Raw genomic sequence first — 23,079 nt, 5'->3', positions numbered from 1 at the left:
TTCACGGCGAGTCGCACGTTCCAGGTTCATTTATATGGAACGAAAGGAGTCCGGCACAAGATATGGAGTCTCGCGATTCCCCCGGGACTCAACGGGTAGTGGTGTTGCCCGAATGACTCACTGCCCAAAAAAACTCACAGCAAGAGCATTTGTGACACGGGCGCGAAGCTTTTGCGGTGCAGCGGCGTTGGTCCGTGCAAACGCAAGGCGGCCAAATGGTCCGGCGTTCCGTACCCCTTGTTCCGTTCCCAACCATAATGTTGATGCTGCTGTGCCGCTTCACACATCACCCGATCGCGATGTTCTTTCGCGATGATGGACGCCGCAGAAATGCATGGCTCAAGGGCATCACCGCCCACAATGGCCCGCGCATTCCACCGCCATTCAGGTCGACGGCCCGACGGCGTCATATTGCCATCGACAAGCACTTCCGTTGGATCGCACCCAAGCTGAGCGCACAACCCCTCAACCGCGCGTGTCATCGCCAACATCGTCGCGCCGAATATGTTCAACCGGTCGATGTCATCAACATCCACAATGCCTACCGCCCACTGGCACCGGCGCTTTATCGTTTCTTCCAGCTCGGCACGGCGCGCGGCGCTGAGTTTCTTGCTGTCATCCAATCCAGACGGACGCGGTTTGCACAATAATACTGCGGCAGCCACCACTGGCCCCGCAAGTGGCCCGCGCCCTGCCTCATCAACACCGAAAATCATATGCGCCAGGCGGGATACCGCCGGCTCTCACCCGCATGATATAGACACACCATATTCCCGGCAGGATCAAGCAACCGCGCCTCACGCCAACCCCAGCTTTCGTCCTGCGGCATTTGTTCGAAAACATATCCTTGGCTAGTGAGTTCCGTCACCCATGCATCCAACCGCTTGCTTTCGAAATAGACCACAGTCGATGTCGCGCAGTCATCATGTTGATGGATCGAAAAGGTAACGCCATTGGGCATTTCAAACCGCGCATAGCCGTTGTCGGGGCTGTCGACGATCTGTTGAAGACCGAGCGCTTTGTAAAAATCAACAGAAGCCGCATAATCGCGGCAACCAACGGTGACGTGATTGAGCGAGGGTCCAGCGACCATCGAATCTTCGCGTACCGCTTGGTGCCCCATGGGCCCATGACCTTGGCCAAGGCCCGGCGCGTCGAGTAGCGCCAAGCGCACGAACACGCGCGCACGTTCAATGGCAGGGATGAGCTCCATGCCCTGCCCCAACCCCGTCGCAATGGCCGTGGCCAAGGTGCAGCCGGTTCCGTGCGTGCTGCGTGTTTCAATCCGCGCGTCACTCCAGCTTTCGCTTTGACCCGGCGCGAGGTGCAGTTCATCGACAATCTGGTCGCCGTCCGCATGCCCGCCTTTGATGAGCAACGATATGCGCGCGCCCAGCAAGCTTTCCTTTCCGCCAAGCGCCTGCAGCTCCGGCAGATTGGGCGTCGTCAGTGTCGCAAGCCGCATAAGCCGTTCAAATGCGGATATGGTATCGGCATCCGCCAGCACAGCGCCGCTGGTCGCCACCATGACTGGGTCGAATATGATCGGACATGACAGCTGCGAAAGACTGTCCGCAACCGCATGTGCCGTGGCCGCATTTCCAATCATGCCGATTTTTACGGCATCCACGCCAATATCACTCACGACGGCCGCGATCTGGTCAATGACCATCTGCGTTGGCACCATATGCACCGCATCGACACCCAGCGTGTTTTGCGCGGTGATTGCGGTAATCGCCGTCATCGCATGCCCGCCGAGCATGGTCACCGTCTTAATATCCGCCTGAATACCGCCGCCGCCGCCGCTGTCGGACCCAGCGATGATCAGTATGCGCGCGGGTGCGTTGTGAGGCATCAGGCCGCAGCTGCCCTCACAGCGTCGCATATGCCGTCAACGATCCGCTCGACCTGTGCAGCATCATCTCCCTCCGCCATCACGCGGATGACGGGTTCAGTACCCGACGGGCGTATGACCAGCCTGCCCGTGCCAGCCAATTCGGCTTCAGCATCGGCGATAACGCTCTGAACGCGCGCATCCTGCAACGGCTTGCCGCCCGAAAAGCGGACATTTTTCAAAAGCTGTGGCACTGGATCAAACAGATGCAGCACTTCACTGGCGGGCTTCCCGCTCTCGACGAGCTGCGCCAATACTTGAAGCGCGGCAATCGTGCCGTCGCCTGTCGTCGCATGATCCAAAAGGATCATATGCCCCGATTGTTCGCCACCGACGTTGATACCATGCTTGCGCATTTCTTCGAGAACGTATCGGTCACCCACTTTTGCACGGATGAGTTTTAAATGCTGGCTCTCCAAATAGCGCTCTAGTCCAAGGTTGGACATCACGGTGGCAACGATACCGTCGCCCGTAAGTTTGCCCGCGCGGTTCATGGCACAGCCAAGCAGCGCCATGATCTGGTCACCGTCGACCACTTGGCCATGTTCATCGACGACGATCAACCGGTCGGCATCGCCGTCAAGCGCAATCCCAATATCCGCGCCCGAAGCAACAACGGTTTCCTGAAGCGTCGCAACATGCGTTGATCCAACCTTGTCGTTGATATTCTTGCCATTTGGTTCAACACCGATTGAGGTTACCTTGGCACCCAGCTCCCAAATGGCAGTTGGTGCAACCTGATACGCCGCGCCATTTGCGCAATCGAGCACGACATGTAGTCCATCAAAACGGATATGCTCCGGCACCGACGCCTTCACCGCATGGATATACCGCCCGCGGCTGTCTTCGATGCGGCGCGCGCGGCCAATATCGGGGGCATCAGCAAGCGTCAGTCTCTCGCCCAGCAATGCCTCAATTGCCAGTTCGTCCGCATCGGATAATTTATATCCGTCGGGACCGAACAGTTTGATGCCATTGTCTTCATAGGGGTTGTGGCTGGCAGAGATCATCACGCCAAGGTCGGCGCGCATGGACCGTGTCAGGAGCGCAACCGCAGGCGTCGGAATCGGGCCGAACTGCACCACATCCATGCCCACGCTGGTAAATCCAGCCACAAGCGCGTTTTCGATCATATAGCCGGACAGGCGCGTATCTTTCCCGATCACGACCCGGTGCTTATGCCCACCGCGCAAGAAGTGCGTGCCTGCAGCCTGACCGACCTTCATCGCCATTTCCGGTGTCATGGCGCCCGTATTGGTGCGACCTCTGATGCCATCCGTCCCGAAATATTTGCGCGCCATTTTGCTTCCTGCCGTTCTGCGGTTCACGTTGTGAATTTCCACGCTGCTAAGCCTCTCCCTTGCATAGGGAGCGACGGGCTGGCAAGACCCGATCCTATGTCAAACGCTACCCGTATTCTTATCGCCCTTATCATTGGCCTTGCCCTCGGCATTTTCGTGACCGCGCAGTTCCCTGCCGCTGGCGAAAAACTGGATTTGATCCTCGACATTGTGGGAACATTATGGCTCAACGGCCTGCGCATGACTGTTGTTCCGTTGGTGGTCGCATTGGTTATCACTGGAATAGTCAAAAGCGCGGAAGCCGCGCGGGCCGGGCCGATGGCAGCGCGCACCATCAGCTGGATAGTCGTGTTGATGTTCATGTCGGCTGCGTTGGGCGCACTGTTGACACCAATGGTGCTGTCGCTTTGGCCCATGCCACAAGAAAGTGCGGACGCTTTACGGTCGGCACTGACGACGGCGCCAGCGGTCGCCGAACAACCCAGTTTGCGTGATTTCGTCGTTGCGTTGGTGCCAACCAATCCAATTTCGGCCGCCGCAAGTGACTCCATCTTGCCGCTTCTGATTTTCACGCTCGTCTTTGCCTTTGCCGTCACGCGCCTTACGCAAGAGCCACGGGCGCACATGGCTGGATTTTTCAGCGCGCTTGCCGACGCCATGATCCTCGTTATCGAATGGGTGCTAAAGCTCGCGCCCATCGGTGTGTTTGCTTTGGCATTTGTCGTTGGCGCGCGATCTGGATTGGCCGCGTTGGGCGCCGTTGCGCATTATATCGCCACGGTCTCCATCGTCGGCATTATCGTCGGCGCCTTTGCTTATCCAATTGCGGTTTTTGCCGGCAAAGTGCGCTTCCGCGATTTTGTCCGTCAGATTGCTCCGGTTCAAGCCTTTGCCGTATCCACGCAATCATCCTTGGCCAGCCTTCCGTTGATGTTGAAGAAGTCAGAGGCGTTGGGCGTTCGAGAGTCCACTGCCGGACTGGTGCTGCCAATGGCGGTGGCATTGTTGCGTGCCACTGGCCCTGCAATGAACATTGCGGTCGCGCTTTATGTTGCAAACTGGTTTGGGGTGGAGCTTGACGCGTTCGATTATGGTGCAGCAATTTTCATCGCTGCGCTGACGTCTATGGGTGCGGTAAGCCTTCCCGGAACGGTCAGCTTTGTGACCTCAATCGCGCCAATATGCATTGCGCTTGGCATTCCCGTGGAACCACTCGCCTTGTTAATCGCGGTCGAAACGCTGCCGGATATTTTCCGGACAACGGGCAATGTCCAAATGGACGTTGCGCTCGCTACCGCCATTGAAGCACCAGAAAAGGAAGACGCCCATGCAATATCGTGAACTTGGCCATGGCCTGAAAGTCTCCGCCATTGGCGTCGGTTGTATGCCGATGATCAAAGGCGGCAACATCACTTATGGGCAAGATGCTGATCCCGATGAGGCGATCAAAACGATCCATCGCGCGATCGACATGGGCATAACCTTTTTCGACACGGCCCAAATTTATGGCCCGTTCCAGAATGAAGAACTGGTTGGTGAAGCCATCAAAGGCAAGCGCGACGGGCTGGTCATCGCCAGCAAATTCGGTTTCAAATTCGATGGCGGAAATACCGTCGGCGTGGATGGCTCGCCAGCCAACGCAAAATCAGCTGTCGAAGGCACGTTGAAGCGTTTGGGCATCGACTGCCTTGATCTTTATTACCAACACCGCGTCGACCCTTCTGTGCCGATCGAAGAAACAGTCGGTGCAATGGCGGATTTAATCACCGAAGGCAAAATCAAGCATATCGGCCTGTCCGAAGCAGGGCCAGAAACGCTGCGCCGTGCAGCGGCAGTTGCGCCAATCTCTGCCCTGCAAAGCGAATATTCGCTGTGGGAGCGAGATATCGAAGACGATATCCTGCCAACCTGCCGCGAACTTGGCATAGGCTTTGTGCCTTATTCGCCATTGGGCCGCGGATTCCTGACAGGTTCTTTCCGTAGCCTTGATGAACTACCGGACAATGACTGGCGGCGGCAGGACCCTCGGTTTCAGGGTGATAATTTTGCCGCGAACCTTGCGATTGTCGATGTCGTGGGTGAAATCGCCGCCAAGCACCATGCGTCACATGCGCAAATCGCGCTGGCATGGATATTGGCGCAAGGCAGCGACATTGTACCGATCCCGGGCTTTAAGCGCCGCGTGACGATGGAGGATAGCGCACGGGCCGTTGATGTTACGCTGGATGCGGACGACCTCGTTAAACTCGATTTAGCAGCTCCCCGTGGCGGGACAGCAGGACCGCGTTACGGTGAACGTGGTATGCGGATGGTTCGGCTTTAAAAGCTGAACCACCGGAACAAGCCAGCGCCAGCGACATTCCAATATGGGTGCGCCCATGTTGCGGCAGCCCAGAGGATTATGCCCGCAATCCACGGACCGATCCCGACTTGGAACAAAGCCACGGGGTGGATGGCAAAATGCGTCCTGCGCAGCCACCCGTCCCATTCGGCGCCCATGAGCTTGCGTTTCTTGATTTCCTGCGCCTTTGAACCCACCAGTGCGAGGAAAACCAAGCTTCCGGCAAAAATGAAATTGTCGATCCGCGGCGCGACCAAAATATGCGCAATGCCCCACAGCGCGAAGCCCCACATCATCGGGTGACGGGTTGCCTTGAAAACGCCAAAGGGTGTTTGCCCAGCCATAGTGTCGGGCACACCCGGCAATGACGGGTTGCGAATGAACGATCCGGAAAACAAGACTGCGGCAACCAAAGTCAGCAAGCTTGCAACGATCCACACGCCGTCACGCGCTGGCCACAGCACATCACCTTTTGCTACTCGCCCAAATTCAAAAAGCATCCAGCCAAATGTTGCGAACGAGACGAGCGAATAAAGCCCCAGAAACCCGTTTGCACCGAATCTCCTGACCATATCCGCGCGCCAAGGATGCGACATGAGAAAATGGCTGCCGACAAACAATATGCAAGCAGCAGCCAATAACAAATAATCGCTCATAACCTGTGCTCCCGCCGCCGGATGTGTTCCCTCAATAGTAGATCATTGCCTCAACGATCATATGCCTTTGGCAAATCACCCTCTGTTGGCCGCGCATAGCGGTCACGCAGTCGATTTTGCCGGTTGCCCAGCGGTTGTTCGACGCCGTCGATGATCACTGTGGTCGGCGCAGAGGACAGCTCCAGCGGATCGCCATCCCAGACAACGACGTCAGCGGCTTTGCCGGCCTTAAGGCTACCCAAACGGTCACCAACACCCATGATATCGGCAGGAACCGAGCTAATGGCGGCAAACGCCTCATCCCATGTCAGGCCAGTCGCACCGGGCACGCGCTCGAGGCTTACGATATTGCCTGCATATTGCGTCGTGTACCGCAGCTGGTGCGAATCGCGGTCATTGATCATACCAATGGCCACCAGCACACCGGCATCTTTCATGCGACCGATATTGCTCTGCGTCGCGCCCAACATTTCAAAAGTTGCGGGCAAGTCGTTCAACGCCGACGCGATAACGGGAATACGGGCTTGCGCCAGTTGCGGTGCAACCCGCCATCCTTCGCTGACGCCAACAAATACCATTTTGATCGATGGGAAGTCGCGTTTCAACTCCATGAGCCGAAGCATATCATTTGCGCCTTCGACATGGATCAAAAGACGCGTTTCGCCGCGGAGCACGGATAACAAAGCTTTGGCGTCTTCTGCCTTTAGCAAATCATCATCAAAGGTACCACGCCCTGCAGCGTAATCCTGCGCTTCACGCAACATCGCGCGGAAATGCAGATGCGTTCCAGCACGGCTTCCGCCAGCGGCATCGGCACCCTCCTCTCCGAATTCGGCAAACTGAAATGCACGTGCCTTGGTAACGGGATTACTATCAGCACCCAGATCCGCAATGGCGCCCTGCCCTGCAAAAATAGAAGCAGCGCCTTCAGGTGCGACGACTGCGCGCGTTACGCCGGCAGAACGGTTGACCGCAAATGGCGACCGGAACGGATCAATCGCAGGGGCAACGTCAATGGCTGCGGAAAAACCGCTGCGACCACCGCTTTTGTCGTTCGTGCCGTTAACGGCATCGACTTCAGCGAGGCCCAAACGGGTGAAGCCAGCGAAAACGCCCGGCGTTACCCATTTGCCTGACGCGTCGATGCGACGTGCGCCCGACGGAACCGAAACACCGGCACCAGCAGCAACGACAACGCCATCGCGGACAACCACAGTGCCGCCGTCGATGGGTGCACTACCGTCGCCAATGACGACGCGGCCGCCGGTAATGGCTATGGTTTCAGCCGAAACGGGTGTCGCAAAAGCCGCAAGCGCGGCGGCAGCATAGAGGAAATGCCTCATTTCACATCTCCTTCACCGGGTTGGCCAAGCTCAAAGTCACTGACCGGACGTATTTTCGGGTTGCTGGCATCAAACATCAATGCGCCGTCGATCCAGACCTTGTCTGGACGCGCATACACGCTCAGCGGATTGCCGTTCCACAGCACCAGATCGGCCATTTTACCGGGCTTCAAACTGCCGGTTTTGTCCGAAATGCCAAGCGCCTTGGCTGGATTGTAGGTCAGCCATTTGATGACTTCCGCATCGCTGATATTGATGCCCATTCTGCGACCGTCGGCCTGCGCCTTTGCCGCTTCTTGGTTCAGACGCTGGATCTGGTTTTCATCATCGGAGTGAATGACCACGCACGCGCCGGTGTTGTGCAATATCGCGGCATTTTCAGGGATTGCGTCATAGGCTTCCATTTTGAAACCCCACCAGTCCGCCCAAACGGCCGAACACACGCCATTGTCACGCAATAAATCAGCGATTTTGTAGCTTTCGACAGCATGATGGAAAGTGGAGACCTTGTAGCCAAATTCCTTCGCCATATCGAGAACCAGCGCCATTTCGTCGGCGCGATAGCAGTGGTTCTGGATCGAGATGTCCCCATCCAAAACACCCGCAAGCGTTTCAAGCCCAAGATCGCGGGTATATTCCTTACCGCTGTCGCGCCTTTTCTTATAATCCTGCGCCTTAATCCATGTCTGACGGTTGACGGCAATGTTCCCCATGCGGGTGGAGGGCATGCGGCCCTTGCTGCCATACACGCGCTTCGGATTTTCGCCGCAGGCCATTTTCATACCGTACGGCGCGCCCGGGAACTTCATGCCCTGCACCGTGCGCGCATAAACATTTTTCAGCACCACAGAGCGCCCTCCCATAAGGTTGGCCGATCCGGGCAGAATCTGCAGCGCAGTGACACCGCCATTGGCGAGCGCGCGGCTAAAGCCTGGATCCTGCGGCCATACGCTGTGCTCCGCCCAAACTTCGGGGGTAGTCGGCGATGTCGCTTCGTTCCCGTCGCTATGGGCTTCCACCGATGGCGTAGGATAATCACCGAGATGTGAATGGATATCAATGATGCCTGGCGTCACAAACTTGCCAGCACCGTCCACAACCGCCGTACCCGAAGGTATAACAGTGTCCGGCCCACCGACGCTGCTAATCTTGCCGCCAGAAATGAAGACGACGCCATTTTCGATTTTGCCACCTTCGCCATCGTAAATGGTGACATTACGGATGGCGGTAGCAACGCCGGGATATGCCTTATATGTCGACGGGAACGGCACAGGTGCCTTTTCCACCGGCTTTGCAACAGGTGCCGCAGAAGCCGTCTTTGGGCCTTCTGCGTTTGAACAGGCCATGAGAGCCAGCGGCAGCACAAGATATGCGCTGCGCAATGCATTAAACTTTGCCATCACTTAACTCCAGTTTGTGGGGCGAATGCCAGCGGCAGCAGCATTGCCTGCTTCTGCCTAACCTTCAAGATGTCCGTCATCACGCAAGGTGTCGAGGTGCATCAGTTTCTTGATAAGCGGCGAGATTACGACAACCGCAACACCTACGCCAATCGCGATCCAGCCGATTTGGCTGTACACAGCCATAACGACTTCGCGGCCAGCACCTTCACCCGATGCAGCTTCCGAACCCGTTGCAGAGGCGATGAGGCCCGCTACGAAATTGCCGGTAGCCGACGCGAAGAACCATGTGCCCATGATCAACGACGCAAGATGTGCAGGCGCGAGGCGGTTCATGGCGCTGAGTCCGACAGGTGACAGACACAATTCGCCGGTCGTGTGGAACAGGTAGATGAGGAAAATGAACAACACTGGAACCATGCTGTCCGCGCCCGCAGCGGCAGAACCTGCAACCAGAACGAGGAAACCAATTCCAAGTTGTACAATACCCAAACCGAACTTCGCCGGTGCGGAAGGCTCAAGCCCCTTGCGGCCAAGCGCGGTCCAAGCCCACGCAAACAGCGGCGCAAGCAGGACGATATAAATGGCGTTCAATGACTGGAACACCGATGCGGGAACACCCGCACGATCGACATGGCGGTCCGCAAACAGATTGAGCGACGATCCAGCTTGTTCGAACAAGGCCCAGAACAGGACCGAACCGATGATAAGGAACATCGCCGCAAAAATACGGTCACGGTCCTGATTTGGCTTGCCGATACATTGCCAGATGACAACAAGCAGCGATAAGCCAAAGCCGACGATTGCAACATTTTGCGCCATCGCATCCGAAAATGCTTGAAGAAACATGCCGACAAAAGCCACGATTGAGATAGCACCGCCAAGGCCGAATAGCATCAAAGGCACCTGCGGTGCGGCGGAAAACGAGCCATAAACGAATTTGAAGGTTGCGATGCCTAGTACGTACAAAATCAATACCGTTCCAGCAATGCCAAGCAACGTCCCAACGACAGCCTGATTTTGTACCAGCCACCAGCAAGCCGCAACGGCGACCAAGCCGACCAAATACAAAAGCCACTCCAGCTTAAGCCCCATAACAGGCTTATTCAAAGCTGCGGGATCAGCGGGTTCGCCGCGTCCAAGCAACAACGGCTTGAATAGGACAAATACAATGAGGCCAAACAACATACCGATGCCAGCAGCACCAAAACCATATGACCAGCCATAGGTCTCACCGAGATAACCGCAGAGCAATGCGCCCAGCGCCGCGCCCAAATTAATGCCCATGTAGAAAATCGTATAAGCACCGTCACGACGCACGTCAGTACGCGGGTATAGCTGCCCAACAATCACGGAAATATTGGCCTTCAAGAAGCCAGATCCCACGATAATGAACGCCAACGCGAGCCAGAAGATGTTCAACGCAGCAGTATCTTGTCCGCCCGTACCTTCAAAGCCCATGAGCAGATGCCCAAAGGTCAACAATACAGCGCCGTAGGTTACCGCTTTGCGTTGCCCAAGCCATCGGTCCGCCAAATAGCCGCCAAGTACCGGGGTGATATACACCAAGGCCGTATACGCGCCATAAATGACGCCTGATTTTTCATCCGAAAACAGCCAATGCTTTGTCAGATAAAAAATCAGCAGTGCGCGCATTCCATAATAGGAAAAGCGCTCCCACATTTCGGCAAAGAATAAGACGAAAAGACCTTTGGGATGGCCAAGGAATGTCCCTGCTGCATCTCCATCTTGCGCATATGATGTCGCCATCGAGCGAAACCCCTCATTTCTGTTATGTTTGATGTTCCATTGAAAGGAACGATTGGGGGCGAACCTACCGAAAAAATTGCGCGTGTGAAGAATTTAATTGCGGATACCGTTAAAATTCGTCGAAGGGAGTGGAATGTTCAACGACCTCTCCTCCGTAACCCGCTATCTCGAAACCCGCCGGTCCGGCAAACCACGCGACATGGTGGAGCCCGGTCCCGACCAAGCCACGCTTAACCGCATATTGCAGACCGCTATGCGCACCCCCGATCATGGCAAGCTATTCCCGTGGCGTTTTGTCGAGATCACCGACCGCAACGCCTTTGCTGATCTCCTCACACATGCATTCACCGCAGCCAATCCCGACGCGCGGCCTGCACAGATTGACGCGGCGGTATCTCCATCGCGCATGGCCCCAACGCTTGTCCTTTTGTTGTATGCGCCGCAGCCAAGCGCAAAAATTCCATTGTGGGAACAGCAACTCAGCGTTGGCGCCGTTGGCATGAATCTGTTGCACGCGGCACATGCACATGGCTTTGTTGGAAGTTGGATTACCGGATGGGCAACCTACGACGACAATGTGCGCAAAGCGATGTGCACCGGTGACGAACAAATTGCCGGGCTATTCTTCATGGGGTCCCCAGCCCTACCTCTTGAAGAGCGGCCACGCCCCGACCCGTCGAACATCATCCGGCAATGGCCTTAAAAGTGCTGCCTTGACGCGACCTACTGTATTATGGCAGTAAGCACGTAATGAAAAACGACGTTAAACCCGTATATTTGAAATTGCGCGATGTGATTGCCGCCGCCATTTTGGACGGCGCCTATAAGGAAGGCGACATGTTGCCCTCGGTGCGCGCATTTGCTGCTGACCAAGGCGCGAACCCGTTGACGGTCGCTAAAGCCTATCAGCTATTTCAGGACAGCGGGCTGGTGGACGTTAAGCGCGGCGTCGGCCTTTTCGTTGCAACTGGCGCTATTTCAAAATTGCGCAGTTTCGAGCGCGACAATTTCATGCACAATATTTGGCCTGACGTAAAAGCCCAAATGCAGCGTGCCGGTATCGATCCAGCCGAATTACTGGCGCTTAGCTGACTTTTTACCGCAGCTTTTGGCTGGTTCGCATCCCATCACACATGCAGATCATATTGTTTGATCAGATCGTACAGCGTCGGCCGACTAATCCCCAATAGCTTCGCTGCACTGGAAATATTGCCCTCTGTCCGCGCAACAGCCCGTATAATTGCCTTGCGGTCAGCGGCCTCGCGCGTTGCTTTCAAGTTGAGTTGCAGATCTTCCGCATCTCCGTCGCCCAGGTCGAGGTCATCCGCCGTGACAAACGCGCCCTCTGCCATGATAACAGCGCGCTTAACGCGGTTTTCAAGTTCGCGAACATTTCCCGGCCAGTTCCACGCATCAATTGCCGCCAATGCGCCGGTCGACAGGCCTTTAACCGTTGGGTTCATCTCGCGTGCAAATTTGCTCACGAAATGCTTGGCCAACAAAATTGCATCCCCCGTGCGTGCGGCAAGCGGCGGAATGTTGACGGTGACTTCTGCCAATCGGTAATACAAATCATCACGAAATGTCTGATCCGAAATCATCTTACTGAGATTGCGGTGGGTGGCGCAGACAATACGGACATCCACGGGAATGGCTTTGCGGCCGCCAATGCGCTCAATATTGCGTTCCTGCAGAAAACGGAGCAGTTTCACCTGCAGTGCTAACGGGATGTCGCCCACTTCATCCAAAAAGAGCGTTCCGCCATGCGCCAGCTCAATCTTGCCCTCGGTTGTTTTGATAGCGCCGGTAAACGCACCTTTTTCGTGGCCGAACAATTCGGATTCCAGCAAGTTTTCAGGTATTGCACCGCAATTGATGGCGACGAATGGCTTATCGCGCCGGCCGCTGGCATTGTGCAAACCGCGCGCCAGCAATTCCTTCCCCGTGCCGCTAGCACCCAGCAGCAAAACCGAAATATCAGCTGGTGCAACCCGCTCGATCGTGTGGGCGACCTTTACCATCTCCGGCGATGCGGTGCGTATTGTTCCCAGGAACAACGCGCCGTCGCTATCGGCTTGCTGCAACAATGCTTTCTGCACCTCCAGCGCACGCACATGAGATGCAGGCCGCACGATCAGGTGAAGCGCGTCAATATCCTCGGGCTTATGATCAACATCCCAAGCACCGGCTGAAATGGCGCGCAGCGCGCTTTCATGTGTGCCATCTCCCGACACGACAATGATTTTGGTGTCAGGCTCTACTTCGCGCAGCAAGGCGAGCGCCTCTTCGCGATTGGACGCGCAAAAGACGTCAAAACCTTGATATGACCATTTGCGTTGCTTCTGACGATCAAGATCATCTTCCACAATGAGTAGCTTTTGCCGATGTTCGGTCATTTATGCGGCCTCCTGATGGGACACGCTGTCACCACGATCGTGCACGCCCGCTGCTTTGATCCGCAAGCGATCATCCAGCGCCAGAAACGACACCCCATAGGGTATATAATGCCTAAAAAGCCCTATCATCGCGCCGCGTCCATGTCCGCTTTGCTAACGGGCAATGGTAAAGTGTCGATTAATTTTACAGTCTGCGGTCACGTCAGATGAAATGCTTTACATGAACTTGAACATGCACGATTTCGCCAACGACTGACACACGCAGTATTCGTTCGCCGCTTATGCAATTAAACCGTCCGGTCGAATACGAATGGCGACAACCCGCGCTCGCGCTCATTGAAAACAAGCACGCGTCCTGCGGGCGGCGCGCTGCGTTGTGGGCAGTCCGATCGCGTGCACGCAGGACAGCCCAATCCGATCGGCGTCGCTGCCGCATCTCCTAAATCCCAGCCCCGCGCCGCGGCCAAGGGTGCCGCGAGCTTGGCATCGATCCCCAAACATATAGCGAATTCCGCTTCAACACCGCCGCTCACAGCGGTTTGCGGGTGAACGGTGCGCGATAGCGTGAACCAGCGGCTTTTGTCCTCCAGCTCAACCAGATGAGGCATCAGCGTGCCCGGTCGTGCAAAGACATTGTGCACATGCCACAAGGGGCACCGACGGTCCGTTTCCGCCAAGGGTGATGCGCTCGCCCCTGCATAACGCTTACTGCTCTGCCCGGCCCGATCGATCCGCAGCATGAAAAATGGCAACCCGCGTTGCCCAACGCGCTGCAAAGTCGTTAGGCGGTGCGCGACTTGTTCAAAACCCGCCCCAAACCGGCGTTGCAGCAAAATGAGGTCATAGCCCGTGGCTTCGCAGGCGCGCAGGAAACGTGCGTAGGGCATCATGACGGCAGCGGCGAAATAGCTGTGCAAATGGCGTCGGTAGAGACGTTCCCCTGCCCGTTCGGTGAACGAGGCCCCAGCAACGAGTGCCTCTATCTCCGCCTTTGCCTCCAACATACCAAGTTGCAAGGCGGCGGCGAATGTGCGGCTTGCTGGGTCCAATAGCTCCGACAGCTGCAATTGCCGCGCATGGAGGTCCAACCGGCGTAATCGGTCGGGCATTACGTCAAACGGCAATATCCGTATCGACAGCTGATGCTTCACGCGCAGACGTTCGGTAATCGCGCCATACAGGTCCGCGTTGGTGAGGCGCAGTTCATCCGCGAGGTTTTCAGCTTGCGAGTCCAAATCTGCAAAATGGTTGCGCCAGCGTTCAATCTCGCGCCGCGCCGATGCGATGGATTCAGGTTCAATGCTTGCACCGCCTTGCATCGCGCCCGCTGCCCCATGCGAACCGCCGGACAAGCGGTCAAACGCGCGGGCAAATGCTTCGGCTGCGTCAGGGCTGGCGGCAATCCATTCTTCCACCTGCTTTCGGTCGACGGACAAATCAGCAAACATGGGATCGCTCAACCGGCGGCGAATGGCCTCCACGCCACCCCCGGGGGTTGTCCCAGTCAGTGTGCGTGGATCGAAGTCATATGACTGCGCGAGCCTCAGCAACAAGGTGGCCGTGAGTGGCCGTTGGTTGCGCTCAATCAGGTTGAGGTAAGACGCAGATATTGTGAGCGCATCGGCCATAGCCCCTTGTGTCAGTCCGTTTGCGCGACGGATTCTGCGGACGGCATGACCGGCAAATAGCTTTTGTTCACTCATGGCACTGCCTTGTAAGTTATATTACAGATTTACAATTTAGTCTTAGATTATCCGCACAATAACACAACAAATATTACAAAATTGACTCGTCCTTTGGCCATTACAACCGCATATCTGCAAACATTAATCAGGCTTCCGAAGGAATTGTAAATGTCGTACCAGTCGCTCATTGCTGAAAACAGTAAACATATTGCCGCGAATAATGGCACATGGGACTCGATTAGCGCCGAGTCCGTGGCGCGTATGCAGTTGCAAAACCGTTTCCAAACGGGCCTCGACATTGCGCGCTACACCGCAAAAATCATGCGTGAAGATATGGCGGCTTATGATGCCGACCCCGCGCAATATACGCAGTCGCTCGGTTGCTGGCACGGGTTCATTGCGCAGCAGAAGATGATTTCGATCAAGAAACATTTCGGCACCACGAAAAAGCGCTATCTTTACCTGTCGGGTTGGATGATCGCAGCCCTGCGCAGCGAGTTTGGCCCATTGCCCGACCAATCGATGCATGAAAAAACGAGCGTCCCTGCGCTTATCGGCGAACTCTACACATTCCTGCGTCAGGCGGACAGCCGTGAGCTGAACCTGCTCTTCAAGGACCTTGATGACGCCCGCGCAGCGAATGACGCGGCCAAGGAAGCACAGGCGCTTGCCAAAATCGAAAACCATGAAACCCACGTCGTGCCGATTATCGCGGACATTGACGCAGGTTTCGGCAATGCCGAGGCGACCTATCTTCTGGCCAAAAAGATGATCGAAGCCGGTGCGTGCGCGTTGCAGATCGAAAATCAGGTTTCGGACGAAAAACAATGTGGCCACCAAGATGGCAAAGTGACCGTCCCACACGAAGATTTTCTGCAGAAAATTCGTGCCTGCCGTTACGCGTTTCTCGAGCTGGGCGTTCCTGATGGCATCATCGTTGCGCGCACCGACTCCTTGGGTGCAGGCCTTACCAAGCAGATCGCGGTATCGAAAGAAGCTGGCGACCTTGGCGACTTGTACAACAGCTTCCTCGATTGCGAAGAAATCGACCCAAGCACGGCGCAAAATGGCGATGTCATCCTGAACCGCAATGGGAAGCTTTTGAAGCCAAAGCGCCTGCCCTCCAACCTTTTCCAATTCCGTTCAGGAACAGGCGAAGACCGCTGCGTGCTGGATTGCATCACATCGCTGCAGAATGGCGCGGACCTGATCTGGATTGAAACCGAAAAGCCGCACATCGAACAAATTGCCGGCATGGTCGACCGTATCCGCGAAGTCGTTCCCAACGCCAAATTGGCCTATAACAACTCGCCAAGCTTCAACTGGACGCTTAATTTCCGTCAGCAGGTGTTCGACGCCTGGGCTGCTGAAGGTAAGGATGTGTCGGCTTACGACCGCACAAACCTGATGAGCGCAGCATATGACGAGACCGAATTGGGCACGCAAGCCGATATGTGGATCCAGAATTTCCAACGCGATTCTGCGAAGCGTGCGGGCATTTTCCACCACCTGATCACCTTGCCAACATATCACACCGCGGCATTAAGCACGGACAATCTGGCGAAGGATTATTTCGGCGAAATGGGTATGCTTGGCTATGTTGCCGGCGTCCAACGCAAGGAAATCCGCCAAGGTATCGCCTGTGTTAAGCACCAGAATATGTCGGGTTCCGACATTGGTGACGAGCATAAGGAATATTTCGCTGGCGAAGCCGCGCTGAAGGCTGGCGGTAAAGACAATACCATGAACCAGTTCAGCAACGCAGCGTAAGAAAGGTGAATCCATGAGCGAACCAGCACGCGCCCGCGCCGTATTGTCGACCGAGGACCTCACGCTGTTGAGGCAAGCCTTGGTCCACTATCTGGAAGCGATCAAGGATCAGCCGGAGTCGATCAAATTTGCCCGCCTCTACCACCGTTTGGGGAGCGCAGGCGGCAAGTAAGCGCAGATATTTACGAGTTTTCCTGGGGAGGAAAACACCTAACCGCCGGCAGCAATGTCGGCGGTTTTTTCTATGGGCCAACGCATTGTCGCTAATATTTTCTTAAGGCCGTTCATATACCCCCCTTGCAACCAAACAGGCTGGGGCGCGTGGATAATACTCTAAAAATCTTGCTTGGGATTCTGTCGGTCACCGGGTTCATCACCGTAGTCATTCCCCAGGGCAATCCAATTGCGCCCCGCGAAGCTGCAGATATCGCGAACCCGGAAGTTAACGCGCCGCCGTCCAAACCAACAGCACCGTTACCATCTCCGCCGCCGCCTCCGCCGCCTGTTCCGTTCGATTCTGGGGTTTCTGTTGAATTTATAACAGGTGCACCATCGATTGACGGCAGACCAATTCAGGCCGATTTCGGATTGCCATTTGGCGTATCTCCGCGATCAGACCGAGAAAATCCGGACGCACCCCGAAAGAACAAAATTGGCTATACACCGCCGGTATTTGCCGTGCCGGGCGCAGCTGCCCTAGACGAGAGGGAGAGGGAGGGAGAGATGGCGACTAAAGCACCCTTTGGCCGCGAACCCACAAGCCATGATTTATTGGGCAGTCCAGCCACCATCAACCGATAGGTTCGTTCCGGTAATCGCGCTGGCCTCATCGCGGCACAGGAACACCGCCAAAGCCGCCAATTGTTCAACCTGAACAAATTTTTTCTGCGGCTGGTTGGCCAGCAACACGTCGTTGATGACCTGTTCGCGCGTCAACCCGCGCGCCTTCATCGTATCGGGAATTTGGTTTTCTACCAATGACGTCCACACATATCCCGGGCAGATATTGTTAACGGTTATGCCTTGCGTCGCGACCTCAAGCGCAACAGTCTTGCTGAAACCTGCGAGGCCATGCTTTGCCGCGTTATAAGCTGACTTAAACGGTGACGCGACAAGGCTGTGCATCGAACCGGTGTTGATGACCCTGCCCCACCCCTTTGCCTTCATCGCGGGCAAGGCAGCTTTCGTGGTATGGAATGCGGACGACAAGATGATCGACATGATTGCGTCCCATTTGTCTTCCGGGAATTCATCAACCGGCGCAACATGCTGGATACCCGCATTGTTGATCAAAATATCAGGCGATCCCAGTTTCTCGGCACATTCAGCGACCATCGCCCTGATTTCATCTGGCTTCATCATATCCGCGCCAGAATGGAGTGCTTTGCCACCGCTTGCGGCGGCGAGTTCCGCGACATAGCCTTGTATGGCATCCGCATCACCAAAACCGTTGATCATCACATTAGCGCCCTCAGCCGCCAGTGCGCGCGCATAGCCCAAACCAATGCCAGATGTTGAACCAGTGATAAGCGCCGTTTTGCCTTGGAGGAACATGGGAGATAGCCTTTGCGTTAGGGATGGACTTTATTTGCGTTCTACATCGCTAAACGCAATGTTGGTGCAGGACAATATGGCAGAATGCCAAGACCAAATAGGTGCAATTATATAAAAGGCCTGTCATAAGCGCCGCATGCGTTTGAATGATTGTCATAATGTCGCCGATTTTCGCCAGCTGGCGAAGTCGCGCCTGCCGTCACCTATTTTCAACTATATCGACGGCGCAGCCGATGATGAGCGGACGAAAGGTCGCAACAGCGCGGCGTTTGACGACTGCGACCTTGTGCCCAATGTGCTCGCAGGCGTTTCAGATATCGACACAAAAGTGCGCGTCATGGGCAAAGACATTGCCATGCCGCTCATGCTATCGCCCACCGCATTGCAACGCTTATTCCATTGGCAAGGCGAACGCGCCGTTGCCGCTGTGGCGCAGCAGTTTAACACATGGTTCGGCATTTCCTCTCTGGCCACGGTCAGCATTGAGGAAGTCGGTGAACGCATCAAGACGCCCAAGCTGTTTCAGCTATATATCCACAAAGACAAAGGCCTGAACGCGTCGATGATCGAACGCTGTAAAGCCGCGAAATTTGATGCGATCGCGTTGACCGTCGATACAATCGTATCGGGCAATAGGGAACGCTGCCTGCGCAGTGGGTTCACCTCGCCGCCGCGATTTACACCTGCATCGGTGCTGAGCTACGCGATCCATCCATCATGGGCGCTGAACTATATATTCCGCGAGAAATTCTCGCTTCCCAATCTGCAAACGCATGTTGACGCCGGGACCAATGTCGCGGTGTCTGTGGCCGAATAATTCAATACCATGCTCGACACGTCGATGGATTGGAAAATGGCCGAGAAAGTGCGGTCCGACTGGGGCGGCGAATTTTGCTTAAAGGGCATCATGTCCGTTGATGATGCGAAGCGGGCTGTCGACATCGGCGCGACGGCGATCATGGTATCGAACCATGGCGGGCGGCAATTGGACGGGTCGCGGTCGCCATTTGACCAGATTTCCGAAATCGCCGACGCCGTTGGCGGTAAGATCGACATCATCTGTGATGGCGGCGTGCAGCGCGGCAGCCATGTATTGAAGGCGTTGGCGGCGGGCGCGACAGCATGCTCGGGTGGGCGGCTGTATCTTTATGCATTGGCCGCAGCGGGCCAACCCGGGGTTGAACGTATCGTTGGCAAATTGCGCGACGAAATTGATCGGGACATGCGATTGATGGGCGTCAAATCCGTCGCGCAACTTAACCGCTCTATGTTGCGCTATCGCTAGGCTTTCTCGCGCACCTGTAACGTCAGGAAAACAGCGTTAGGCGGTGCTTACCAAGAACCAGATTGCGACCATCGCCAATAGAACCGCAAATATACGGCGCACTTGGTTCCGGCGGTTGCCGACAGTCATCCATCCATGCGCTTGTGCCGCCAACGCAACGATGACGAGGTGCACCGCTGTCGCAATCGCTACATAGCATACCGACAGCAGCATGGTTTGCGGCGCAATCGGTGCATTCGTTACGATATAGGCTGGCAGGACCGTGACAAAAAACACCACTGCCTTTGGGTTCAGCAAGTTGAGCAGCAAGCCGTGGCGGAACCATGCCGCCATTGCCGTCGTGTCTATTTCACCGGTCGCAGCTTCTTTCTCCCCTACCCATGTTTGCCATGCCAGCCAGAGCAAATAGGCCGCACCTGCGTAGCGCAGCAAACTAAAGGCAAAAGGCGAGCGGGCTGCGAGCGCGGCAAGCCCCATGGCCGACGCCAAAGCAAGGATCGCAAGGCCCGTTGCAATGCCTGCCACAGCGGCGAAACCCGACCGCTTCCCGTGCGTCGCGCTGGTCAAGGCGAGCCATGCCATGTTCGGCCCCGGGGTCAGTTCAATCAGCATTGTGGTGATTAGAAAGGGAAGGAACAGCGCGGTCATCATCCGCATTTTATACACGCCTTCCCCCGATAGTCGATTGCGCTTGGCTTTGCGCGTCAACACACCCATTTAGGGTTCATGACCAATTACTCTTTGCTTGACCTTGTTCCCGTTGTCGAAGGTGGCTCAGTGGCTGGCGCGCTCGCCAATGCCGCAGACCTTGCTGCCCACGCCGAAAGTCTGGGCTTCAGCCGCTATTGGGTTGCCGAACATCATGGGATGCGCGGCATCGCCAGCGCGGCCACCAGCGTTGTTATTGGGCATATTGCCGCAGCGACCAAATCCATCCGCGTTGGTTCAGGCGGCATCATGTTGCCCAACCATGCGCCATTGGTCATCGCCGAACAATTCGGCACTTTGGACGTGCTTTACCCGGGCAGGATCGACCTTGGATTGGGCCGAGCGCCCGGCAGCGACCAACGCGTTGCCGCAGCGATCCGCCGGACATTGGACAGCGACCCGAACGCGTTCCCGCGCGATGTGATGGAACTGCAAAGCTATTTCGCCGATGACGGCAAAACGGGCATCGTCGCGACACCCGGCGCGGGCGCGAATGTGCAGATCTACATATTGGGCAGCAGCCTCTACGGCGCGCAAGTTGCCGCCGCGCTTGGCTTGCCCTTTGCCTTCGCCAGTCACTTTGCGCCGCAAATGCTGGATGAAGCCCTGCACATCTACCGCAGCCATTTCCGGCCAAGCGCCGTCTTGGACAAACCCTATGCGATGGCCGCATTCAACATCATCGCGGGCGAAACCGATGCAGAGGGCGAATATCTGGCCAGCTCATTAATGCAAAGCTTCGTCGCCCTACGCACCGGCAACCCGCGCCAAATGCCGCCACCGGTCGAAGGCTATCTTGCGTCCCTGCCCGCCCATTTTGCGGGCGCCATAGATGACGTGTTGTCGGCCAGCGCAATTGGCGCCGCGGATACCGTTAGGGACAAGGTAAAGGCGTTTATCGCCCGCACACAAGTCGACGAAATCATCGTCGCTTGTTCGGTGTTTGACCATGAAAAGCGCAAGCGAAGCGTAGAGATTGCAGCAACCACGTTCCTGAATTAGCGTTGCGACTGTTTCATGATAGCCTGGAGATCGTCGGGCACAGCCATTGATCTAAATGGGCTCACATTCGTGCCACCGCTATTCCCTTGCGGAACAAGCCCGATAAAAGTTTTCGTGGCTGCACCAACAATACGGAAAAGCTGACCAAAAATCTCACGTAAGTCGCGCTGTTTCCATGCCCAGCCCAACATGCGGAAATGGGCTAAGACATGAAAACGTGTCGAATTCTGACCTAGTATGTGAGCGCGTTCAAGATGCCGAAATGCAGTTGCCATGTCGCCCATTGCTTCGGCCGCCTTGGCAGCCTGCAATTCTATTTCGACATGATCATAAACAGACATCAATAAACGCGTGGCTTTGGCTTGATATACTCTGCCTCGTCGGTCAGCGTATAGTCATGCACTGGGCGGTAGTCGATTTTCACCGCGCCGCCGGATCCGCCCCAACCTTCAAACCATGAAGCGGTGTGCTTCATCCAGTTTTCATCGTCGCGCTCTGGATAATCCTCATGCGCATGCGCGCCGCGGCTTTCCTTGCGGTTGTTGGCGCTTTCGATGGTGCAGACAGCCTGCGCCATCAAATTGTCGAGCTCCAGCGTTTCGATAAGGTCGGTGTTCCAGATCATGCTGCGGTCGGTGACGTGCACGTCGGCCAAACGCTGATTGACCTTTTGCATCTCGGTGACGCCTTCGGCCAGCAATGCTGTGTCGCGGAACACCGCAGCGTGCTTTTGCATTGTCCGCTGCATTTGCAGACGAATGTCTGCAGTCGGCGAACCGCCCTTTGCTGCACGGAACTTGTCGACGCGGGTCAGCGCCAGATCGGCAGCATCCTTCGGCAGCGCCTTGTGCGGCGCACCGGGCGTCAACGACGATTTCAAATGCAGACCAGTTGCGCGTCCGAATACGACCAAGTCGATCAACGAGTTTGACCCAAGCCGGTTCGCGCCATGCACCGAAACGCATGCAGCTTCGCCAACGGCGTAAAGGCCGCGCACGATGACTTCGGGATCGTCACCAACCTTAGTGACCACCTGACCATGATAATTGCACGGAATTCCGCCCATATTATAGTGTACCGTTGGTGTCACGGGCAGTGGTTGGCGTGTCAGATCGACGCCAGCGAAAATCTTTCCGCTTTCGGTAATGCCCGGCAAACGCTGCGCCAAAACCTTTGGATCGATATGGTCGAGATGTAGGTAGATATGGTCCTTGTGCGGGCCGACACCGCGGCCTTCGCGCATTTCAAGCGCCATCGAACGGCTGACAACGTCGCGTGATGCCAAGTCCTTAGCCGATGGTGCATAACGCTCCATGAAGCGCTCACCTTCGCTGTTGGTCAGATATCCGCCCTCGCCGCGCGCACCCTCTGTAATGAGAACGCCCGCGCCGTAAATGCCGGTTGGGTGGAATTGCACGAATTCCATATCCTGAAGCGGAAGCCCGGCGCGCAGCACCATGCCGCCACCGTCACCGGTGCAGGTATGCGCCGAAGTTGCGGAGAAATACGCACGGCCATATCCGCCAGTTGCCAGCACGACAGCGTGGCTCTTGAAACGGTGGATGGTGCCATCTTCCATGCACATGGCAATCACGCCGCGGCATTCGCCATTTTCCATAATCAGATCGAGCGCGAAATATTCGATGAAGAAATCCGCGTCATATTTCAGGCTCTGCTGATACAGGCTGTGCAACATGGCGTGACCGGTCCGGTCGGCCGCTGCGGCCGTACGCTGCACGGGGGGGCCTTCGCCCATATTCTGCATGTGGCCGCCAAAGGGGCGCTGATAAATTGTGCCGTCGGCATTGCGGCTAAACGGAACGCCAGCATGCTCAAGCTCGTACACCGCAGCTGGCGCTTCACGCACCATATATTCGATCGCGTCTTGGTCACCCAACCAGTCCGATCCCTTTACGGTGTCGTACATGTGCCAGGTCCAATGGTCCGGCGAGTTGTTGCCAAGCGACGCCGCAA

General features: G+C 56.2%; 22 protein-coding genes and 1 pseudogene. 9 read left to right on the top strand and 14 right to left on the bottom strand.

The features are described from left to right. Positions 1-134 precede the first annotated feature (134 nt). Genes ACIQ5B_RS02355 through glmM form a run of 3 tightly spaced genes read right to left on the bottom strand, consistent with a single transcriptional unit; the run spans position 135 to position 3,195 of the window. Positions 135-716, bottom strand: coding sequence for a ribonuclease HII (locus ACIQ5B_RS02355; protein WP_397597616.1), 582 nt, complete (start codon positions 714-716; stop codon positions 135-137). Beyond that, on the bottom strand, positions 713-1,855 hold the full coding sequence (gene thiD / locus ACIQ5B_RS02350) for a bifunctional hydroxymethylpyrimidine kinase/phosphomethylpyrimidine kinase (protein ID WP_397597615.1): 1,143 nt from the start codon (positions 1,853-1,855) through the stop codon (positions 713-715). Before thiD ends, ACIQ5B_RS02355 begins: the two co-directional genes overlap by 4 nt. Continuing rightward, positions 1,855-3,195 (bottom strand): phosphoglucosamine mutase, encoded by a 1,341-nt coding sequence (gene glmM, locus ACIQ5B_RS02345; RefSeq protein WP_397597614.1) that lies wholly within the window; start codon positions 3,193-3,195, stop codon positions 1,855-1,857. Before glmM ends, thiD begins: the two co-directional genes overlap by 1 nt. Positions 3,196-3,291: 96 nt before the next feature. On the opposite strand from glmM, the gene ACIQ5B_RS02340 reads away from it, so the two are divergent. Further along, positions 3,292-4,536: a dicarboxylate/amino acid:cation symporter gene (locus tag ACIQ5B_RS02340; protein WP_397597613.1), complete on the top strand. Its 1,245-nt coding sequence runs from the start codon at positions 3,292-3,294 to the stop codon at positions 4,534-4,536. Next, positions 4,523-5,518 carry an aldo/keto reductase gene (locus ACIQ5B_RS02335; protein WP_397597612.1) on the top strand — a complete coding sequence of 332 codons (996 nt, stop codon included), beginning with the start codon at positions 4,523-4,525 and terminating at the stop codon, positions 5,516-5,518. The genes ACIQ5B_RS02340 and ACIQ5B_RS02335 overlap by 14 nt, the downstream gene beginning before the upstream one ends. Here the strand turns inward: ACIQ5B_RS02335 and ACIQ5B_RS02330 are convergent. The 4 genes from ACIQ5B_RS02330 to ACIQ5B_RS02315 are packed head-to-tail and all read right to left on the bottom strand — an operon-like array spanning position 5,515 to position 10,705. After that, the gene (locus ACIQ5B_RS02330; RefSeq protein ID WP_397597611.1) at positions 5,515-6,192 is read right to left on the bottom strand and encodes an NnrU family protein; all 678 of its coding nucleotides are present in this window, start codon (positions 6,190-6,192) and stop codon (positions 5,515-5,517) included. The two genes, ACIQ5B_RS02335 and ACIQ5B_RS02330, sit on opposite strands and share 4 nt — an antisense overlap. 50 nt (positions 6,193-6,242) lie before the next feature. Next, positions 6,243-7,535, bottom strand: a complete 1,293-nt coding sequence (locus ACIQ5B_RS02325; protein WP_397597610.1) for an amidohydrolase family protein — start codon at positions 7,533-7,535, stop codon at positions 6,243-6,245. Further along, on the bottom strand, positions 7,532-8,935 hold the full coding sequence (locus ACIQ5B_RS02320) for an amidohydrolase (protein WP_397597609.1): 1,404 nt from the start codon (positions 8,933-8,935) through the stop codon (positions 7,532-7,534). The genes ACIQ5B_RS02325 and ACIQ5B_RS02320 overlap by 4 nt, the downstream gene beginning before the upstream one ends. A gap of 57 nt (positions 8,936-8,992) precedes the next feature. Beyond that, on the bottom strand, positions 8,993-10,705 hold the full coding sequence (locus ACIQ5B_RS02315) for a peptide MFS transporter (RefSeq protein WP_397597608.1): 1,713 nt from the start codon (positions 10,703-10,705) through the stop codon (positions 8,993-8,995). Positions 10,706-10,838: 133 nt separating this feature from the next. Here ACIQ5B_RS02315 and ACIQ5B_RS02310 point away from each other — a divergent pair, with 133 nt between their 5' ends. Both ACIQ5B_RS02310 and ACIQ5B_RS02305 read left to right on the top strand, forming a co-directional pair. Next, positions 10,839-11,408 carry a nitroreductase gene (locus ACIQ5B_RS02310; RefSeq protein ID WP_397597607.1) on the top strand — a complete coding sequence of 190 codons (570 nt, stop codon included), beginning with the start codon at positions 10,839-10,841 and terminating at the stop codon, positions 11,406-11,408. 47 nt (positions 11,409-11,455) lie between these two features. Continuing rightward, a complete protein-coding gene (locus ACIQ5B_RS02305) occupies positions 11,456-11,797 on the top strand; it encodes a GntR family transcriptional regulator (RefSeq protein ID WP_333569440.1) in 342 nt (113 codons plus the stop codon). 35 nt (positions 11,798-11,832) lie between these two features. On the opposite strand, the gene prsR is transcribed toward ACIQ5B_RS02305, so the two are convergent. The 3 genes from prsR to ACIQ5B_RS02290 form a co-directional block, all read right to left on the bottom strand. After that, positions 11,833-13,101 (bottom strand): PEP-CTERM-box response regulator transcription factor, encoded by a 1,269-nt coding sequence (gene prsR / locus ACIQ5B_RS02300; protein WP_397597606.1) that lies wholly within the window; start codon positions 13,099-13,101, stop codon positions 11,833-11,835. After that, positions 13,102-13,230, bottom strand: a complete 129-nt coding sequence (locus ACIQ5B_RS02295) for a hypothetical protein (RefSeq protein ID WP_397597605.1) — start codon at positions 13,228-13,230, stop codon at positions 13,102-13,104. It lies immediately after the preceding gene. Between the two features lie 158 nt (positions 13,231-13,388). Next, positions 13,389-14,804: a short-chain fatty acyl-CoA regulator family protein gene (locus tag ACIQ5B_RS02290; protein WP_397597604.1), complete on the bottom strand. Its 1,416-nt coding sequence runs from the start codon at positions 14,802-14,804 to the stop codon at positions 13,389-13,391. Positions 14,805-14,954: 150 nt separating this feature from the next. On the opposite strand from ACIQ5B_RS02290, the gene ACIQ5B_RS02285 reads away from it, so the two are divergent. The 3 genes from ACIQ5B_RS02285 to ACIQ5B_RS02275 all read left to right on the top strand — a co-directional run bounded on the left by ACIQ5B_RS02285 (position 14,955) and on the right by ACIQ5B_RS02275 (position 17,357). Continuing rightward, complete coding sequence (locus ACIQ5B_RS02285) at positions 14,955-16,556, top strand: isocitrate lyase (RefSeq protein WP_397597603.1); 1,602 nt, start codon at positions 14,955-14,957, stop codon at positions 16,554-16,556. 13 nt (positions 16,557-16,569) lie between these two features. Continuing rightward, positions 16,570-16,728 carry a hypothetical protein gene (locus ACIQ5B_RS02280; protein WP_183940489.1) on the top strand — a complete coding sequence of 53 codons (159 nt, stop codon included), beginning with the start codon at positions 16,570-16,572 and terminating at the stop codon, positions 16,726-16,728. 149 nt (positions 16,729-16,877) lie between these two features. Next, positions 16,878-17,357, top strand: coding sequence for a hypothetical protein (locus ACIQ5B_RS02275; RefSeq protein WP_397597602.1), 480 nt, complete (start codon positions 16,878-16,880; stop codon positions 17,355-17,357). Here ACIQ5B_RS02275 and ACIQ5B_RS02270 read toward each other — a convergent pair. Next, positions 17,325-18,110, bottom strand: a complete 786-nt coding sequence (locus ACIQ5B_RS02270; RefSeq protein WP_333569444.1) for a 3-hydroxybutyrate dehydrogenase — start codon at positions 18,108-18,110, stop codon at positions 17,325-17,327. The genes ACIQ5B_RS02275 and ACIQ5B_RS02270 overlap by 33 nt on opposite strands. Before the next feature lie 136 nt (positions 18,111-18,246). Here ACIQ5B_RS02270 and ACIQ5B_RS02265 point away from each other — a divergent pair. Continuing rightward, positions 18,247-19,395: pseudogene (locus ACIQ5B_RS02265) on the top strand (alpha-hydroxy acid oxidase). Positions 19,396-19,431: 36 nt separating this feature from the next. On the opposite strand, the gene ACIQ5B_RS02260 reads toward ACIQ5B_RS02265, so the two are convergent. Then, the gene (locus ACIQ5B_RS02260) at positions 19,432-20,112 is read right to left on the bottom strand and encodes a LysE family translocator (RefSeq protein WP_397597601.1); all 681 of its coding nucleotides are present in this window, start codon (positions 20,110-20,112) and stop codon (positions 19,432-19,434) included. A 9-nt stretch (positions 20,113-20,121) separates the two neighbouring features. On the opposite strand from ACIQ5B_RS02260, the gene ACIQ5B_RS02255 reads away from it, so the two are divergent. After that, positions 20,122-21,105 (top strand): LLM class flavin-dependent oxidoreductase, encoded by a 984-nt coding sequence (locus ACIQ5B_RS02255; protein ID WP_397597600.1) that lies wholly within the window; start codon positions 20,122-20,124, stop codon positions 21,103-21,105. Here ACIQ5B_RS02255 and ACIQ5B_RS02250 read toward each other — a convergent pair. Together ACIQ5B_RS02250 and sdhA are read right to left on the bottom strand one after the other, a co-directional pair. Beyond that, a complete protein-coding gene (locus ACIQ5B_RS02250; RefSeq protein ID WP_397577384.1) occupies positions 21,102-21,446 on the bottom strand; it encodes a DUF3703 domain-containing protein in 345 nt (114 codons plus the stop codon). The two genes, ACIQ5B_RS02255 and ACIQ5B_RS02250, sit on opposite strands and share 4 nt — an antisense overlap. Next, a partial coding sequence (gene sdhA / locus ACIQ5B_RS02245) for a succinate dehydrogenase flavoprotein subunit (protein WP_397597599.1) occupies positions 21,446-23,079 on the bottom strand: 1,634 nt, incomplete at its 5' end. The genes sdhA and ACIQ5B_RS02250, both read right to left, overlap by 1 nt.

Source organism: Sphingorhabdus sp. (assembly GCF_044374345.1).
Classification (GTDB): Bacteria; Pseudomonadota; Alphaproteobacteria; order Sphingomonadales; family Sphingomonadaceae; genus Sphingorhabdus_B.
Note: the sequence above shows the minus strand (reverse complement) of the source record. Positions and strands in the feature narration are given on the sequence as shown.